This window comes from Pseudomonas morbosilactucae, from assembly GCF_023241665.1.
GTDB lineage: Bacteria > Pseudomonadota > Gammaproteobacteria > Pseudomonadales > Pseudomonadaceae > Aquipseudomonas > Aquipseudomonas morbosilactucae.
The window spans coordinates 157,897-174,930 of record NZ_JALQCX010000018.1; the positions used below are offsets into that span (position 1 = coordinate 157,897).

The window sequence follows — 17,034 nt, forward strand, 5'->3', positions numbered from 1 at the left end:
TTAGAACTCCAGCCCAGCTTCACGAGCAGCATCAGCCAGCGCCTTGACGCGACCGTGGTACTTGAAGCCAGAGCGGTCGAAAGCCACCTGCGAGACGCCAGCGGCTTTAGCACGCGTAGCGACCAGCTGGCCAACCTTAGTGGCCGCGTCGATGTTGCCAGTGGCGCCATCACGCAGTTCTTTATCCAAAGTCGAGGCACTTGCCAGGACTTTGTTGCCGTCGGCCGAAATGACCTGGGCGTAGATGTGCTGCGAAGAGCGGAACACGCAGAGACGCACGACTTCGAGTTCGTGCATTTTCAGGCGTGCTTTGCGAGCGCGACGCAGTCGAGTAACTTTTTTGTCGGTCATTTGCTATGCCCTACTTCTTCTTGGCTTCTTTACGACGGACGACTTCGTCCGCGTAGCGCACACCTTTACCTTTGTAAGGCTCTGGTGGACGGAAGTCGCGGATCTCAGCGGCCACTTGACCTACCAGCTGCTTATCGATGCCCCGGATCAGGATATCGGTCTGGCTAGGAGTCTCAGCGGTGATGCCTTCCGGCAGTTCGTAATCCACTGGATGCGAGAAGCCGAGGGCCAGGTTCAGCACTGTGCCTTTTGCTTGTGCCTTGTAACCAACACCGACCAGCTGGAGCTTGCGCTCGAAGCCTTGGCTTACGCCTTGGACCATGTTGTTTACCAACGCACGAGTGGTACCGGCCATTGCGCGAGTTTGTTGGTCGCCATTGCGAGCAGCGAAACGCAGCTCACCAGCTTCCTCAACCACTTCAACGGACGAGTGTACGTTCAGTTCGAGAGTGCCCTTGGCACCCTTCACCGAAAGCTGTTGGCCGGCGAATTTAACTTCGACACCAGCTGGCAGCTTAACGGGGTTCTTAGCGACGCGAGACATGCTTATCCCCCCTTAGAACACAGTGCAAAGAACTTCGCCGCCGACACCGGCAGCGCGCGCAGCACGATCAGTCATCACACCCTTGTTGGTGGAGACGATAGACACGCCGAGACCGCCACGTACTTTTGGCAGATCTTCAACGGACTTGTACTGACGCAAGCCTGGACGGCTGACGCGCTTCACTTCCTCGATGACCGGACGGCCTTCGAAGTACTTCAGCTCGATGGACAGCAGAGGTTTGATTTCGCTGCTGATCTGATAACCCGCGATGTAGCCTTCGTCTTTCAGGACTTTTGCTACAGCCACCTTCAACGTGGAAGACGGCATGCTTACGACGGACTTTTCAGCCATCTGGGCATTACGGATTCGAGTTAGCATGTCCGCTAACGGGTCCTGCATACTCATGGGCTAGACGCTCCTAATACAAAAAAATTAGCCTTGCGGCTACTACTTGTCGCCGAGAAATTCCGGGCAAAAAACACGGGCTCAGGCGAGCCGGGTATTCTAGACACACCCCAGAAATGAATCAAGCCCCAAAAGGGGCTTGATTCATGTTCAAGGCCACCGATGGTCAGGATCTTGCGAACCTGGACACCGGGACTTCGATAGCTATTACCAGCTGGCTTTAACCAGACCTGGTACGTCACCACGCATTGCAGCTTCACGCAGCTTGTTACGGCCAAGGCCGAACTTGCGGTAAACGCCGTGCGGACGACCAGTCAGGCGGCAGCGGTTACGCATGCGCGAAGCGCTTGCGTCACGTGGCTGCTTCTGCAGAGCTACGGTAGCTTCCCAACGAGCTTCTGGACTTGCGTTCAGATCCACGATGATAGCTTTCAGCGCTGCACGCTTGGTGGCGTACTTGGCAACAGTGAGCTGACGCTTCAGCTCACGGTTTTTCATGCTCTTCTTGGCCATTTTCCTACTCCAATCAGTTGCGGAACGGGAATTTGAAAGCACGCAGCAGAGCGCGGCCTTCATCATCGTTCTTAGCAGTGGTGGTCAGGGTAATGTCCAGACCGCGGAGAGCATCGATCTTGTCGTAATCGATTTCCGGGAAAATGATCTGCTCTTTCACGCCCATGCTGTAGTTGCCACGACCATCGAAGGACTTGGCATTCAGGCCGCGGAAGTCGCGAACCCGAGGCAGGGAGATCGACAGCAGACGATCCAGGAACTCGTACATACGCTCACGGCGCAGGGTCACTTTGACGCCGATCGGCCAACCTTCACGGACTTTAAAGCCAGCGATAGATTTCCGAGCGTAGGTCACAACGACTTTCTGGCCGGTGATCTTTTCCAGGTCAGCAACAGCGTGCTCGATGACTTTTTTGTCGCCGATCGCTTCGCCCAGACCCATGTTCAGGGTGATTTTGGTAACGCGCGGAACTTCCATCACGTTCGAAAGCTTAAGTTCTTCCTTAAGTTTCGGAGCGATTTCCTTCCGGTAAATCTCTTTTAGTCGTGCCATGGTCTTCTACCTAGCAGTGTTCAAGCATCAACCGCTTTTTGGGTCGACTTGAAGACACGAATTTTCTTGCCGTCTTCTACTTTGAAACCAACGCGGTCAGCCTTGTTGGTTTCGCCGTTGAAAATGGCGACGTTGGAAGCGTGCAGTGGCGCTTCTTTCTCGACGATACCGCCCTGTACGCCCGACATCGGGTTAGGCTTGGTATGACGCTTGACCAGGTTCAGGCCACCGACGACCAGACGGTCATCAGCCAGAACCTTAAGCACCTTACCGCGCTTACCTTTGTCTTTGCCGGCGATCACGATGATCTCGTCGTCACGACGAATCTTTTGCATGTCGGATCTCCTTACAGCACTTCTGGGGCGAGCGAGACGATCTTCATGAACTTCTCAGTACGAAGTTCACGGGTCACTGGCCCAAAGATACGGGTGCCGATCGGCTCTTGCTTGTTGTTCAACAGAACAGCAGCGTTGCCATCAAAGCGGATGATGGAGCCGTCAGCACGACGAACGCCATGGCGAGTGCGGACTACAACAGCAGTCATCACTTGGCCTTTTTTCACCTTACCGCGAGGAATTGCTTCCTTGACGGTAACTTTGATGATGTCACCGATACCAGCGTAACGACGATGGGAGCCACCCAGCACCTTGATGCACATAACGCGGCGAGCGCCGCTGTTATCGGCCACATCGAGCATGGATTGAGTCTGAATCATATAATTTCTCCGACCCTTAGCCCTTAGACTTCCACAGCGCGTTCGAGAACATCAACCAGGGCCCAAGATTTGGTCTTGGCCATCGGACGAGTTTCACGAATAGTGACCTTGTCGCCGATGTGGCACTGGTTGGTTTCGTCGTGCGCGTGCAGCTTAGTCGAACGCTTAACGTATTTACCGTAGATCGGGTGCTTAACGCGACGCTCAATCAGAACGGTGATGGTCTTGTCCATCTTGTCGCTGACAACACGGCCAGTCAGCGTACGGACAGTTTTTTCGGCTTCAGCCATGATTACTTACCTGCCTGCTGGTTGAGCACAGTCTTCACGCGAGCGATGTCACGCTTAACTTGCGAGAGCAGATGAGACTGCCCCAACTGGCCAGTTGCTTTCTGCATGCGCAGATTGAACTGGTCGCGCAGCAGGCCGAGCAGTTGCTCGTTCAGCTGCTGTGCGGATTTTTCACGAAGTTCATTCGCTTTCATCACATCACCGTCCGTTTAACAAAGGAGGTGGCGAGCGGCAGCTTTGCAGCAGCCAGGGCGAAAGCCTCACGCGCCAGCTCTTCAGTAACACCCTCGATTTCATACAGGACTTTGCCTGGCTGAATCTGGGCAACCCAATATTCCACGTTACCCTTACCTTTACCCATCCGAACTTCGAGGGGCTTTTTGGAGATAGGCTTGTCCGGGAATACACGGATCCAGATCTTGCCGCCACGCTTAACGTGACGGGTCAGTGCACGACGCGCTGACTCGATCTGACGAGCGGTGAGACGACCACGAGCAACAGACTTCAGCGCGAACTCGCCGAAGCTGACTTTGCTACCGCGCAATGCCAGACCACGGTTGTGGCCGGTCATTTGCTTGCGGAACTTCGTACGCTTTGGTTGCAACATTTGGCGTACCCCTTACTTAGCAGCTTTTTTACGAGGCGCTGGTGCTTGTGGTTTCAGTTCTTCTTGGCGACCACCAATTACTTCGCCTTTGAAGATCCAAACCTTCACACCGATCACACCATAAGTGGTGTGAGCTTCGTAGATGGCATAGTCGATATCGGCACGCAGGGTGTGCAATGGCACACGACCTTCGCGATACCATTCAGTACGCGCGATTTCAGCACCGCCGAGACGACCGCTCACTTGGATTTTGATGCCTTTGGCACCAATGCGCATGGCGTTCTGTACAGCGCGCTTCATAGCGCGACGGAACATTACACGACGCTCCAGCTGCTGAGCTACGCTCTGCGCAACCAGCATACCGTCGAGCTCCGGCTTGCGGATCTCTTCGATATTGATGTGCACAGGCACACCCATTTGCTTGGTCAGGTCCTGACGCAGTTTCTCAACATCTTCACCTTTCTTGCCGATCACGATGCCGGGACGAGCGGTGTGGATGGTGATGCGTGCAGTTTGTGCCGGACGATGGATATCGATACGGCTCACGGACGCGCTTTTTAGTTTGTCTTGGAGATACTCACGCACATTCAGATCTGCGAGCAAATAGTCCGCATAAGTCCGACCGTCTGCGTACCAGACGGAGGTGTGCTCCTTGACGATTCCCAGGCGAATGCCAATGGGATGTACTTTCTGACCCATCTCTTCGACTCCGTTACTTGTCAGCAACCTTGACAGTGATATGGCAAGACCGCTTGACGATGCGATCAGCACGGCCTTTGGCACGTGGCATGATGCGCTTCAGCGAACGCCCTTCGTTGACGAAAACGGTGGAGACCTTCAGGTCATCAACGTCTGCGCCTTCGTTATGCTCGGCGTTGGCTACGGCCGACTCCAGCACTTTCTTCATGATCTCGGCGGCTTTCTTACTGCTGAAAGCCAACAGGTTGAGCGCTTCGCCCACCTTCTTCCCGCGGATCTGGTCGGCGACCAAGCGGGCTTTCTGGGCGGAGATTCGAGCGCCCGACAACTTAGCGGCTACTTCCATCGTTCCTTACCCCTTAACGCTTGGCTTTCTTGTCTGCCACGTGCCCACGATAAGTGCGGGTACCGGCAAACTCGCCCAGTTTGTGGCCGACCATGTCTTCGTTCACGAGAACTGGAACATGTTGACGACCGTTATGCACAGCAATGGTCAGACCGACCATTTGTGGCAGGATCATGGAACGGCGCGACCAGGTCTTAACTGGTTTGCGATCGTTCTTTTCCGCCGCCACTTCGATCTTCTTCAGTAGGTGAAGATCAATAAAAGGACCTTTTTTCAGAGAACGTGGCACTGTCGTATCCCTCTATTTACTTGCGACGACGGACGATCATTTTGTCGGTACGCTTATTACCACGAGTCTTCGCGCCCTTAGTCGGGAAGCCCCATGGCGATACCGGATGACGACCACCGGAGGTACGACCTTCACCACCACCGTGTGGGTGGTCAACCGGGTTCATGGCAACACCACGAACGGTTGGGCGAACGCCACGCCAGCGTTTGGCACCAGCTTTACCCAGCGAACGCAGGCTGTGCTCGGAGTTCGAGACTTCGCCCAGGGTCGCACGGCATTCAGCCAGGACTTTACGCATTTCACCGGAGCGCAGACGCAGGGTCACGTAGACGCCTTCACGCGCAACCAGCTGAGCCGAAGCACCAGCGGAACGAGCGATTTGCGCGCCTTTACCCGGCTTCAGTTCGATGCCGTGTACGGTGCTACCAACTGGAATGTTACGCAGTTGCAGAGCATTGCCCGGCTTGATCGGCGCCAAAGCACCTGCGATCAGCTGGTCGCCAGCGCTCACGCCTTTAGGGGCAATGATGTAGCGACGCTCGCCATCTGCGTACAGCAGCAGAGCGATGTGAGCAGTACGGTTTGGATCGTATTCGATACGCTCGACAGTGGCAGCGATGCCATCTTTGTCGTTGCGACGGAAGTCGACCAGACGATAATGCTGCTTATGACCACCACCGATGTGACGAGTGGTAATACGGCCATTGTTGTTACGACCACCAGACTTCGATTTTTTCTCGAGCAGCGGTGCGTGAGGAGCGCCTTTATGCAGCTCCTGGTTGACCACCTTGACCACAAAACGGCGGCCAGGGGAAGTCGGTTTGCATTTAACGATTGCCATGATGCACCCCTTCCTTACTCAGCACTGCTGCTGAAATCGAGATCTTGGCCTGGCTGAAGGGAGATAACTGCCTTCTTCCAGTCATTACGCTTGCCCAGACCGCGAGCAGTGCGCTTGCTCTTACCCAGAACATTCAGGGTAGTAACACGCTCTACTTTCACGCTGAACAGGCTTTCGACGGCCTTCTTGATTTCCAGCTTGGTTGCATCAGTAGCAACCTTGAAAACGAACTGGCCTTTCTTGTCTGCCAGAACCGTAGCCTTCTCGGAAACGTGCGGGCCAAGCAGAACTTTAAATACGCGTTCCTGGTTCATCCCAGCAGCTCCTCGAATTTCTTCACGGCCGACACGGTGATCAACACCTTGTCGTATGCGATCAGACTAACTGGATCGGAACCTTGCACGTCACGAACATCAACGTGTGGCAGGTTACGAGCAGCCAGGTACAGGTTCTGATCAACAGCATCAGACACGATCAGGACATCAGTCAGACCCATGCCATTCAGCTTGTTCAGCAGATCTTTGGTTTTCGGTGCTTCAACAGCGAAGTCCTGAACCACGACCAGACGATCAGTACGCACCAGCTCAGCAAGGATGGAACGCATTGCTGCGCGATACATCTTCTTGTTCAGCTTTTGGGAGTGATCCTGTGGACGAGCTGCGAAAGTGGTACCGCCGCCGCGCCAGATTGGGCTACGAATAGTACCGGCACGAGCACGGCCAGTACCTTTCTGACGCCATGGGCGCTTACCGCCACCACGAACGTCGGAACGGGTCTTTTGCTGCTTGCTACCTTGACGGCCGCCGGCCATGTAGGCCACGACTGCTTGGTGAACCAGCGTCTCGTTGAACTCGCCGCCAAATGTCAGTTCGGAAACTTCGATCGCTTGAGCGTCATTTACATTTAATTGCATGTCAGCTTCCCCTTAACCGCGAGCCTTGGCTGCTGGACGTACAACCAGGTTGCCGCCAGTAGCGCCAGGAACAGCGCCCTTGACCAACAACAGATTGCGTTCAGCGTCCACGCGCACTACTTCCAGGGACTGCACGGTCACGCGCTCAGCGCCCATATGACCGGACATTTTTTTGCCCTTGAATACACGACCAGGAGTCTGGCACTGGCCGATAGAGCCTGGGACGCGGTGGGATACGGAGTTACCGTGGGTGTTATCTTGCCCGCGGAAATTCCAGCGCTTGATCGTACCCTGGAAGCCTTTACCTTTGGACTGACCGGTCACATCAACCAGTTGACCAGCAGCGAAGATTTCAGCGTTGATCAGATCGCCGGCCTGGTACTCGCCTTCTTCAAGACGGAATTCCATTACGGTACGACCAGCGGCAACGTTCGCTTTAGCGAAGTGGCCAGCTTGAGCAGCTGTTACACGCGAAGCACGACGCTCGCCGACAGTGACTTGCACTGCACGATAGCCATCGGTCTCTTCAGTTTTGAACTGGGTGACGCGATTCGGCTCGATCTCAATGACCGTGACCGGAATGGAGACACCTTCTTCGGTGAAAATACGGGTCATACCGCATTTACGACCGACTACACCAATAGTCATGTTGTAAACCTCATGAGTGTACGGGGCTTTCACCCGCTATGGCCGCCCATTTCAGAGCGTTACACGACTAAGACCGAGTCTTAGCCGAGGCTGATCTGCACTTCCACACCGGCCGCAAGATCGAGCTTCATAAGAGCATCAACGGTTTTATCCGTTGGCTGGACGATGTCCAGTACGCGCTTATGAGTACGGATCTCGTACTGGTCACGCGCGTCTTTGTTGACGTGCGGGGAGACCAGAACGGTGAACCGTTCTTTACGGGTAGGCAGTGGAATTGGACCACGCACTTGAGCACCAGTACGTTTCGCGGTTTCCACGATTTCCTGGGTGGATTGGTCGATCAGGCGATGGTCAAAAGCCTTCAACCTGATACGGATTTGCTGATTTTGCATTGGATTTCAGACTCCGGCTGCTATTCCCACCGGGCGCACTGCGCCCGTTAAAAGGAGGCGCAATTCTATAGACGCCCCAGATAGGTGTCAACCCAATAAAAAAAGCCCCCCGCTAGGCGGGGGCTCTTTCAAATCATCGACTATTACTCGATGACTTTGGCTACGACGCCAGCGCCGACGGTACGACCGCCTTCACGGATAGCGAAACGCAGACCATCTTCCATCGCGATGGTTTTGATCAGAGTGACAGTCATCTGGATGTTGTCACCTGGCATTACCATTTCAACGCCTTCTGGCAGCTCGCAGTTACCAGTCACGTCAGTAGTACGGAAGTAGAACTGTGGACGGTAGCCTTTGAAGAACGGAGTATGACGACCGCCTTCTTCCTTGCTCAGAACGTAAACTTCTGCAGTGAACTTGGTGTGCGGTTTAACGGTACCTGGCTTAACCAGAACCTGGCCACGCTCAACGTCGTCACGCTTGGTGCCACGCAGCAGAACGCCGCAGTTCTCACCAGCACGACCTTCGTCGAGCAGCTTACGGAACATTTCAACGCCGGTGCAGGTAGTTTTCTGAGTATCGCGCAGACCAACGATCTCAACTTCTTCCTGGATGCGAACAATGCCACGCTCAACACGACCAGTTACCACGGTGCCACGACCGGAGATCGAGAACACGTCTTCGATTGGCATCAGGAACGGCTTGTCGATTGCACGCTCTGGCTCTGGGATGTAGCTGTCCAGAGTTTCTACCAGACGCTTAACAGCGGTGGTACCCATTTCGTTGTCGTCTTGGCCGTTCAGAGCCATCAGAGCCGAACCGATGATGATTGGAGTGTCATCACCTGGGAAGTCGTAAGTGCTCAGCAGATCGCGCACTTCCATCTCAACCAGTTCCAGCAGCTCTGCGTCGTCAACCATGTCAGCCTTGTTCAGGAAGACAACGATGTACGGAACGCCTACCTGACGGGACAGCAGGATGTGCTCACGGGTTTGTGGCATCGGACCATCAGCGGCCGAGCAAACCAGGATTGCGCCGTCCATCTGAGCAGCACCGGTGATCATGTTTTTTACGTAGTCGGCGTGACCTGGGCAGTCAACGTGTGCGTAGTGACGCACGGCCGAATCGTATTCAACGTGAGCGGTGTTGATGGTGATACCGCGAGCTTTTTCTTCTGGGGCGCTGTCGATCTTGTCGAAGTCAACCTTGGCCGAACCGAAAACTTCGGAGCAGACGCGGGTCAGAGCAGCAGTCAGAGTGGTTTTACCGTGGTCAACGTGACCGATAGTGCCAACGTTGACGTGCGGTTTGTTACGTTCAAATTTTTCTTTAGCCACGACAATTAACTCCTTGCCTAAAGGGCTGAATCAGCCTTGTTTTTTGGTTACAGATTCGACGATGTGCGACGGAGCTGTATTGTATTTTTTGAATTCCATAGAGTAGCTTGCGCGACCCTGAGACATGGAACGGACGTCGGTCGCATAACCGAACATCTCACCCAGCGGAACTTCGGCGCGAATCACTTTGCCGGAGACCGTGTCTTCCATACCCAAGATCATGCCGCGACGACGGTTAAGGTCACCCATCACGTCGCCCATATAGTCTTCAGGGGTAACAACCTCTACCGCCATGATCGGCTCCAGCAACTCACCACCGCCCTTCTGGGCCAGTTGCTTGGTTGCCATGGAAGCAGCCACTTTAAACGCCATCTCGTTGGAGTCGACGTCGTGGTAAGAACCATCGAACACGGTAGCCTTCAGGCCGATCAGCGGATAGCCGGCAACAACACCGTTCTTCATCTGCTCTTCGATACCCTTCTGGATAGCAGGGATGTATTCCTTAGGAACAACACCACCGACTACTTCGTTCACGAATTGCAGACCTTCCTGACCTTCGTCAGCAGGAGCAAAACGAATCCAGCAGTGACCGAACTGACCACGACCGCCGGACTGACGAACGAACTTGCCTTCGATTTCACAGTTCTTCGTGATGCGCTCACGATAGGAAACCTGAGGCTTACCGATGTTGGCTTCGACGTTGAATTCACGGCGCATCCGGTCAACCAGGATGTCCAGGTGAAGCTCGCCCATGCCAGAGATGATCGTTTGACCAGTCTCTTCATCAGTCTTGACGCGGAAAGATGGATCTTCCTGAGCAAGCTTGCCCAGAGCGATACCCATTTTTTCCTGGTCATCCTTAGTCTTAGGCTCTACGGCAACCGAAATAACCGGCTCCGGGAAGTCCATGCGAACCAGAATGATTGGCTTAGCAGCGTCGCACAAGGTCTCACCAGTGGTGACGTCCTTCATGCCGATCAGGGCCGCGATGTCACCAGCGCGTACTTCCTTGATCTCTTCGCGGGCGTTTGCGTGCATTTGCACCATACGACCCACACGCTCTTTCTTGCCCTTGACCGAGTTGATCACGCCGTCGCCGGAGGCCAAAACGCCCGAATAAACACGGACGAAGGTCAGGGTACCCACGAATGGGTCGGTTGCGATCTTGAACGCCAAAGCCGAGAACGGCTCGCTGTCGTCAGCATGACGCTCCATCTCTTCTTCCTCGTTATCAGGGTTGGAACCCTTGATAGCAGGAATGTCGGTTGGAGCAGGCAGGAAGTCGATAACGGCGTCGAGAACCAGGGGAACACCCTTGTTCTTGAAGGAAGAACCACAAACAGCCAAGACGATCTCGCCAGCAATAGTACGCTGACGCAGAGCAGCCTTGATTTCCGCGTTGGTGAGTTCTTCACCTTCGAGGTACTTGTTCATCAGCTCTTCGTTGGCCTCGGCAGCAGCCTCAACCATGTTGTTGCGCCATTCGTCAGCCAGTTCCTGCAATTCAGCAGGGATAGGCTTACGAACAGGAACCATACCTTTGTCGGAATCATTCCAGTAAACAGCTTCCATGTTGATCAGATCGATCTGACCCTGGAAGTTGTCTTCGGAACCGATAGCCAATTGAATAGGCACCGGTGTATGACCCAGACGCTGCTTGATCTGACCGATCACGCGCAGGAAGTTGGCACCAGCACGGTCCATCTTGTTTACATAAACAAGACGTGGAACGCCGTACTTGTTGGCTTGACGCCATACGGTTTCCGACTGAGGCTCAACACCCGAGGTACCACAGAACACAACGACAGCGCCGTCGAGTACACGCAAGGAACGCTCAACTTCAATGGTGAAGTCTACGTGGCCCGGGGTATCGATTACGTTGAAGCGGTGCTCGTCTTTGTACTGCTTCTCAGAACCTTTCCAGAAGGCGGTGATAGCAGCAGAAGTAATGGTAATACCACGCTCCTGCTCCTGCACCATCCAGTCTGTGGTCGCGGCGCCATCATGCACCTCGCCCATTTTGTGACTTTTGCCAGTGTAAAAAAGGACGCGCTCGGTGGTGGTGGTTTTACCAGCATCCACGTGAGCAACGATACCAATGTTACGGTAGCGGCTAATCGGTGTAGTACGAGCCATAAAGCCCTCGCAAATTGAGTGACGCTAAAATTAGAAGCGGTAGTGCGAGAAAGCCTTGTTGGCTTCAGCCATACGGTGCACGTCTTCACGCTTCTTAACTGCAGCACCTTTGCCTTCGGCGGCGTCCAACAGTTCGCCAGCCAAACGCAGAGCCATAGACTTTTCGCCACGCTTGCGCGCGAAGTCTACCAACCAGCGCATTGCCAGCGCGTTACGACGGGACGGGCGAACTTCGACCGGAACCTGGTAAGTAGCACCGCCTACACGGCGCGACTTCACTTCGACCAGCGGAGCGATGGCGTCGAGAGCTTTCTCGAAGATTTCCAGGGGATCGCTGTTCTTGCGCTCTTTAACTTTGTCCAGCGCACCATAAACGATACGTTCGGCAACGGCTTTCTTGCCGCTTTCCATTACGTGGTTCATGAACTTGGCGAGAATCTGGCTTCCGTATTTCGGATCGTCCAGAATCTCACGTTTGGCTGCTACGCGACGTCTTGGCATTGATAAGCCCTCAAACGGTCTTCAGGTTAGCCCGGGACAGTCAATCCAAAGAATTGTGTGCCCGACCTTACTCTTATCGACTCAATAAAATTAATAACTGCAAAACGACCGATTACTTCGGACGCTTGGTACCGTACTTCGAACGACCTTGGTTACGACCTTTAACGCCGGAGGTATCCAGGGAGCCGCGAACGGTGTGGTAACGAACACCTGGCAAGTCTTTTACACGACCGCCGCGGATCAGTACCACGCTGTGCTCTTGCAGGTTGTGGCCTTCACCGCCGATGTACGAGGAAACCTCGAAACCGTTGGTCAGGCGCACACGGCATACTTTACGCAGTGCCGAGTTAGGTTTTTTCGGCGTAGTGGTATACACGCGAGTGCATACGCCACGACGTTGCGGGCAGTTCTGCAGCGCAGGCACGTCGGATTTCTCGACGATACGCTTACGCGGCTGACGTACCAGCTGGTTGATAGTTGCCATCTACTAGCTCCACTGTTGTCTTGCGACGCTATTGTCTTGCAAGAAAAGCAAAATGGCAGGAACGAATTCCCGCCAAATTTAGGGGTACAAGAGTCTAAAGAGGATCTTGCCCCCAGTCAAGGCAAGGCCCCGACCTCCCCTCTCATCGAACCGAGGCAAAATTGCCTCGATCCGACGAATGGGGCTGCCAGGGCCCGGACTTATTTATCGCAGAACTCAGTTACCGCTAGAGTTCAGCGCTTCGGTCAGTGCAGCTTCCACTTCACTGGCGCTTACGCGCAGCGGCTTGTCTGCATCACGGCGACGCTTGCGCTCGCTGTGGTAGGCCAAACCGGTACCAGCCGGGATCAGACGACCCACGACCACGTTTTCTTTCAGGCCGCGCAGGTAATCGCGCTTGCCGGTTACCGCTGCTTCGGTCAGTACACGAGTGGTCTCCTGGAAGGAGGCCGCCGAGATGAACGACTCAGTGGACAACGACGCCTTGGTGATACCCAACAACACGCGAGTGAACTTGGAGACAAACTTGTCTTCCGCGCCCAGACGCTCGTTCTCTACCAGCACGTGAGTCAGCTCCATCTGGTCGCCCTTGATGAAACTCGAATCGCCGGATTCAGCGATTTCAACTTTACGCAGCATCTGACGCAGGATGGTCTCGATGTGCTTATCGTTGATTTTCACGCCTTGCAGGCGGTAAACGTCCTGGATCTCGTTAACGATGTACTTGGCCAGCGCACTCACACCCAACAGACGCAGGATGTCGTGTGGATCGCTCGGGCCGTCGGAGATAACTTCGCCGCGGTTTACCTGTTCGCCTTCGAAGACGTTCAGGTGACGCCACTTCGGAATCAGCTCTTCGTACGGATCCGTACCATCGTTCGGGGTGATAACCAGACGGCGCTTGCCCTTGGTCTCTTTACCGAATGCGATGGTACCGCTGACCTCAGCCAGAATCGACGCTTCTTTCGGACGACGAGCTTCGAACAAGTCGGCAACACGCGGCAGACCACCGGTGATGTCACGGGTCTTCGAAGTTTCTTGCGGGATACGAGCGATAACATCACCGATCGCGATCTTCGCACCATCCGCTACACCGACCAGGGCGTTGGCTGGCAGGAAGTACTGAGCGATAACGTCAGTGCCCGGCAGCAACAGGTCCTTGCCGTTGTCGTCGACCATCTTCACGGCAGGACGAATGTCTTTACCGGCAGCTGGACGATCTTTCGCGTCGAGAACTTCAATGTTGGTCATACCGGTCAATTCGTCAGTCTGACGCTTGATCGTGATGCCTTCTTCCATGCCCACGTAGGTCACGGTACCTTTCATTTCGGTAACGATTGGGTGAGTGTGCGGATCCCACTTGGCCACGATTGCGCCAGCGTCGACCTTGTCACCCTCTTTAACCGAAATCACAGCACCGTACGGCAGCTTGTAACGCTCGCGCTCACGACCGAAGTCATCAGCGATAGCCAGCTCACCCGAACGAGACACAGCAACCAGGTGGCCATCCACTCGCTCAACGTGCTTCAGGTTGTGCAGACGGACGGTACCGCCATTCTTCACCTGAACACTGTCGGCCGCGGAGGTCCGGCTTGCCGCACCACCGATGTGGAACGTACGCATGGTCAGCTGGGTACCCGGCTCACCGATGGACTGGGCAGCGATAACGCCGACCGCTTCACCGATATTCACCTGGTGACCACGAGCCAAGTCACGGCCGTAGCACTTGGCGCAGATGCCATAGCGGGTTTCGCAGCTGATCGGCGAACGCACGATCACTTCGTCGATGCTGTTCAGCTCGATGAATTCAACCCACTTCTCATCGACCAGGGTACCTGCAGGAACTATCACGTCCTCGGTACCCGGCTTGAATACGTCACGGGCGATAACACGACCCAATACGCGCTCACCCAATGGCTCTACAACGTCACCGCCTTCAATGTGCGGAGTCATCAGCAGACCATGTTCGGTACCGCAATCGATCTCGGTTACAACCAGATCCTGCGCTACGTCTACCAGACGACGAGTCAGGTAACCCGAGTTCGCAGTTTTCAACGCGGTATCCGCCAGACCTTTACGAGCACCGTGAGTCGAGATGAAGTACTGGAGTACGCTCAGACCTTCACGGAAGTTCGCAGTAATCGGCGTTTCAATGATGGAACCGTCCGGTTTGGCCATCAGGCCACGCATACCGGCGAGCTGACGGATCTGCGCAGCAGAACCCCGTGCGCCCGAGTCGGCCATCATGTACATCGAGTTGAAGGATTCTTGCTCGACTTCGTCGCCGTGACGGTCGATGACTTTCTCTTTCGAGAGGTTGGCCATCATCGCTTTGGAGACTTCGTCGTTCGCTTTCGACCAAAGGTCGATCACTTTGTTGTACTTCTCGCCCTGGGTTACCAGGCCGGAGGCGTACTGACTTTCGATCTCTTTCACTTCGTCGGTGGCAGCACCGATGATGCGAGCTTTCTCATCTGGGATAACGAAGTCGTTAACACCGATGGAAACGCCGGAGATGGTCGAGTAAGCGAAACCGGTGTACATCAACTGGTCAGCGAAGATCACGGTCTCTTTCAGACCCACTACGCGGTAGCACTGGTTGATCAGCTTGGAAATCGCTTTCTTCTTCATCGGCAAGTTGACGACGTCGAAGGACAGGCCTTTAGGCACAACTTGGAACAGCAGCGCACGGCCGACAGTCGTGTCGACAATACGGGTGCCGCTCACGCTGCCACCATCACGATCATTAACGGTTTCGTTGATACGAACCTTGATCTTGGCGTGCAGTGCAGCTTCGCCGGCGCGGAATACGCGGTCGACTTCCTGCAGGTCAGCAAAAATACGACCTTCGCCCTTGGCGTTGATCGCTTCACGCGTCATGTAGTACAGACCCAATACAACGTCCTGCGAAGGAACGATGATTGGCTCACCGTTGGCTGGCGACAGAATGTTGTTGGTCGACATCATCAACGCACGCGCTTCCAACTGGGCTTCCAGCGTCAGCGGTACGTGCACGGCCATTTGGTCGCCGTCGAAGTCGGCGTTGTACGCAGCACAGACCAGAGGGTGCAGCTGGATAGCCTTACCTTCGATCAGTACCGGTTCAAACGCCTGGATACCCAGACGGTGAAGGGTCGGTGCACGGTTGAGAAGGACCGGGTGTTCGCGAATCACTTCAGCGAGAACGTCCCAAACCTCTGGCAGTTCGCGCTCGACCATTTTCTTGGCCGCTTTGATAGTGGTCGCAAGACCGCGCATTTCCAGTTTGCCGAAAATGAACGGTTTGAACAGCTCGAGAGCCATCTTCTTCGGCAGACCGCACTGGTGCAGACGCAGGGTCGGACCTACGGTAATTACCGAACGACCGGAGTAGTCAACACGCTTACCGAGCAAGTTCTGACGGAAACGACCTTGTTTACCCTTGATCATGTCAGCCAGGGATTTCAGAGGACGCTTGTTGGAACCCGTGATAGCGCGGCCACGACGACCGTTGTCGAGCAATGCGTCGACAGCTTCCTGCAACATACGCTTTTCGTTGCGCACGATGATGTCCGGAGCGGACAGATCCAGCAGGCGCTTCAAACGGTTGTTACGGTTGATCACTCGACGATACAGATCGTTGAGGTCGGAAGTCGCGAAGCGACCGCCATCCAGCGGAACCAATGGACGCAGGTCTGGCGGCAGAACCGGCAGCACGGTCAGCACCATCCACTCTGGCAGGTTGCCGGAACCCTGGAAGGCTTCCATCAACTTCAGACGCTTGGACAGCTTCTTGATCTTGGTTTCCGAGTTGGTTTGCGGAATCTCTTCACGCAGACGGCCAATCTCGTGCTCCAGGTCGATAGCGTGCAGTAGCTCGCGAACGGCCTCGGCGCCCATACGGGCATCGAAGTCATCACCGAACTCTTCCAGCGCTTCGAAATACTGCTCGTCGTTCAGCAACTGACCTTTTTCAAGAGTGGTCATGCCTGGATCGATAACGACATAGCTCTCGAAGTAGAGAACACGTTCGATATCACGCAAGGTCATGTCCATCAGCAAGCCGATACGGGACGGCAGAGACTTCAGGAACCAGATGTGGGCAACCGGCGAAGCCAGTTCGATGTGCGCCATGCGCTCACGACGAACCTTGGCCAGTGCAACTTCAACGCCGCACTTCTCGCAGATCACGCCGCGATGCTTCAAGCGCTTGTACTTACCGCACAGGCACTCGTAATCCTTTACCGGGCCAAAGATCTTGGCGCAGAACAGGCCGTCACGCTCAGGTTTGAACGTACGGTAGTTGATGGTTTCCGGCTTTTTAACTTCACCGAACGACCACGAACGGATCATCTCAGGCGATGCCAATCCGATACGGATGGCGTCGAACTCTTCGACTTGACCCTGGTTTTTCAGCAAATTCAGTAGGTCTTTCAAGGCCTTTCCTCCTGGCGGAGCAGAGAGCGGGCAATCCTGCCCCGCTCTCGATTC

At 54.9% G+C, this 17,034-nt stretch carries 23 protein-coding genes; all 23 read right to left on the reverse strand.

Going from position 1 to position 17,034, the window contains the following annotated elements; translation table 11 throughout:
- The 23 genes from rplR to rpoC all read right to left on the reverse strand — a co-directional run bounded on the left by rplR (nucleotide 1) and on the right by rpoC (nucleotide 16,980).
- A complete protein-coding gene (gene rplR / locus M1B35_RS11800; protein WP_003186037.1) occupies nucleotides 1–351 on the reverse strand; it encodes a 50S ribosomal protein L18 in 351 nt (116 codons plus the stop codon).
- Between the two features lie 10 nt (nucleotides 352–361).
- Nucleotides 362–895, reverse strand: a complete 534-nt coding sequence (rplF, locus tag M1B35_RS11805; RefSeq protein WP_123334532.1) for a 50S ribosomal protein L6 — start codon at nucleotides 893–895, stop codon at nucleotides 362–364.
- A 12-nt stretch (nucleotides 896–907) separates the two neighbouring features.
- The gene (gene rpsH / locus M1B35_RS11810; protein WP_017848802.1) at nucleotides 908–1,300 is read right to left on the reverse strand and encodes a 30S ribosomal protein S8; all 393 of its coding nucleotides are present in this window, start codon (nucleotides 1,298–1,300) and stop codon (nucleotides 908–910) included.
- Nucleotides 1,301–1,507: 207 nt separating this feature from the next.
- A complete protein-coding gene (gene rpsN, locus M1B35_RS11815) occupies nucleotides 1,508–1,813 on the reverse strand; it encodes a 30S ribosomal protein S14 (RefSeq protein WP_003228726.1) in 306 nt (101 codons plus the stop codon).
- A 13-nt stretch (nucleotides 1,814–1,826) separates the two neighbouring features.
- On the reverse strand, nucleotides 1,827–2,366 hold the full coding sequence (rplE, locus tag M1B35_RS11820; RefSeq protein ID WP_003210069.1) for a 50S ribosomal protein L5: 540 nt from the start codon (nucleotides 2,364–2,366) through the stop codon (nucleotides 1,827–1,829).
- A 20-nt stretch (nucleotides 2,367–2,386) separates the two neighbouring features.
- On the reverse strand, nucleotides 2,387–2,701 hold the full coding sequence (gene rplX, locus M1B35_RS11825) for a 50S ribosomal protein L24 (protein ID WP_007896770.1): 315 nt from the start codon (nucleotides 2,699–2,701) through the stop codon (nucleotides 2,387–2,389).
- An 11-nt stretch (nucleotides 2,702–2,712) separates the two neighbouring features.
- The gene (gene rplN / locus M1B35_RS11830) at nucleotides 2,713–3,081 is read right to left on the reverse strand and encodes a 50S ribosomal protein L14 (protein ID WP_002555479.1); all 369 of its coding nucleotides are present in this window, start codon (nucleotides 3,079–3,081) and stop codon (nucleotides 2,713–2,715) included.
- 23 nt (nucleotides 3,082–3,104) lie between these two features.
- Nucleotides 3,105–3,371, reverse strand: a complete 267-nt coding sequence (gene rpsQ, locus M1B35_RS11835) for a 30S ribosomal protein S17 (protein ID WP_003194644.1) — start codon at nucleotides 3,369–3,371, stop codon at nucleotides 3,105–3,107.
- Between the two features lie 2 nt (nucleotides 3,372–3,373).
- Entirely contained in the window at nucleotides 3,374–3,565 is a 192-nt protein-coding gene (gene rpmC, locus M1B35_RS11840) for a 50S ribosomal protein L29 (RefSeq protein ID WP_002555481.1), read from the reverse strand.
- Nucleotides 3,565–3,978 carry a 50S ribosomal protein L16 gene (gene rplP / locus M1B35_RS11845; RefSeq protein ID WP_025262050.1) on the reverse strand — a complete coding sequence of 138 codons (414 nt, stop codon included), beginning with the start codon at nucleotides 3,976–3,978 and terminating at the stop codon, nucleotides 3,565–3,567. Before rplP ends, rpmC begins: the two co-directional genes overlap by 1 nt.
- Before the next feature lie 12 nt (nucleotides 3,979–3,990).
- Nucleotides 3,991–4,677: a 30S ribosomal protein S3 gene (gene rpsC, locus M1B35_RS11850; RefSeq protein WP_123334530.1), complete on the reverse strand. Its 687-nt coding sequence runs from the start codon at nucleotides 4,675–4,677 to the stop codon at nucleotides 3,991–3,993.
- A gap of 13 nt (nucleotides 4,678–4,690) precedes the next feature.
- Entirely contained in the window at nucleotides 4,691–5,023 is a 333-nt protein-coding gene (gene rplV / locus M1B35_RS11855; RefSeq protein WP_003103908.1) for a 50S ribosomal protein L22, read from the reverse strand.
- A gap of 13 nt (nucleotides 5,024–5,036) precedes the next feature.
- Complete coding sequence (gene rpsS / locus M1B35_RS11860; protein ID WP_002555486.1) at nucleotides 5,037–5,312, reverse strand: 30S ribosomal protein S19; 276 nt, start codon at nucleotides 5,310–5,312, stop codon at nucleotides 5,037–5,039.
- Between the two features lie 16 nt (nucleotides 5,313–5,328).
- Nucleotides 5,329–6,153 carry a 50S ribosomal protein L2 gene (gene rplB / locus M1B35_RS11865; protein ID WP_123334528.1) on the reverse strand — a complete coding sequence of 275 codons (825 nt, stop codon included), beginning with the start codon at nucleotides 6,151–6,153 and terminating at the stop codon, nucleotides 5,329–5,331.
- A gap of 14 nt (nucleotides 6,154–6,167) precedes the next feature.
- Nucleotides 6,168–6,467: a 50S ribosomal protein L23 gene (rplW, locus tag M1B35_RS11870; protein ID WP_002555488.1), complete on the reverse strand. Its 300-nt coding sequence runs from the start codon at nucleotides 6,465–6,467 to the stop codon at nucleotides 6,168–6,170.
- A complete protein-coding gene (gene rplD / locus M1B35_RS11875) occupies nucleotides 6,464–7,066 on the reverse strand; it encodes a 50S ribosomal protein L4 (RefSeq protein WP_123334526.1) in 603 nt (200 codons plus the stop codon). The genes rplW and rplD overlap by 4 nt, the downstream gene beginning before the upstream one ends.
- Nucleotides 7,067–7,078: 12 nt before the next feature.
- Entirely contained in the window at nucleotides 7,079–7,714 is a 636-nt protein-coding gene (gene rplC, locus M1B35_RS11880; RefSeq protein ID WP_003186059.1) for a 50S ribosomal protein L3, read from the reverse strand.
- An 80-nt stretch (nucleotides 7,715–7,794) separates the two neighbouring features.
- A complete protein-coding gene (gene rpsJ, locus M1B35_RS11885) occupies nucleotides 7,795–8,106 on the reverse strand; it encodes a 30S ribosomal protein S10 (RefSeq protein ID WP_003186070.1) in 312 nt (103 codons plus the stop codon).
- Between the two features lie 143 nt (nucleotides 8,107–8,249).
- Complete coding sequence (gene tuf / locus M1B35_RS11890; protein ID WP_139049048.1) at nucleotides 8,250–9,443, reverse strand: elongation factor Tu; 1,194 nt, start codon at nucleotides 9,441–9,443, stop codon at nucleotides 8,250–8,252.
- A gap of 30 nt (nucleotides 9,444–9,473) precedes the next feature.
- Nucleotides 9,474–11,579: an elongation factor G gene (gene fusA / locus M1B35_RS11895; RefSeq protein WP_123336144.1), complete on the reverse strand. Its 2,106-nt coding sequence runs from the start codon at nucleotides 11,577–11,579 to the stop codon at nucleotides 9,474–9,476.
- 30 nt (nucleotides 11,580–11,609) lie between these two features.
- Complete coding sequence (gene rpsG, locus M1B35_RS11900; protein WP_003186074.1) at nucleotides 11,610–12,080, reverse strand: 30S ribosomal protein S7; 471 nt, start codon at nucleotides 12,078–12,080, stop codon at nucleotides 11,610–11,612.
- 112 nt (nucleotides 12,081–12,192) lie between these two features.
- Nucleotides 12,193–12,564: a 30S ribosomal protein S12 gene (gene rpsL / locus M1B35_RS11905; protein WP_003186084.1), complete on the reverse strand. Its 372-nt coding sequence runs from the start codon at nucleotides 12,562–12,564 to the stop codon at nucleotides 12,193–12,195.
- 216 nt (nucleotides 12,565–12,780) lie between these two features.
- The gene (rpoC, locus tag M1B35_RS11910) at nucleotides 12,781–16,980 is read right to left on the reverse strand and encodes a DNA-directed RNA polymerase subunit beta' (RefSeq protein ID WP_123336142.1); all 4,200 of its coding nucleotides are present in this window, start codon (nucleotides 16,978–16,980) and stop codon (nucleotides 12,781–12,783) included.
- Nucleotides 16,981–17,034 lie beyond the last annotated feature (54 nt).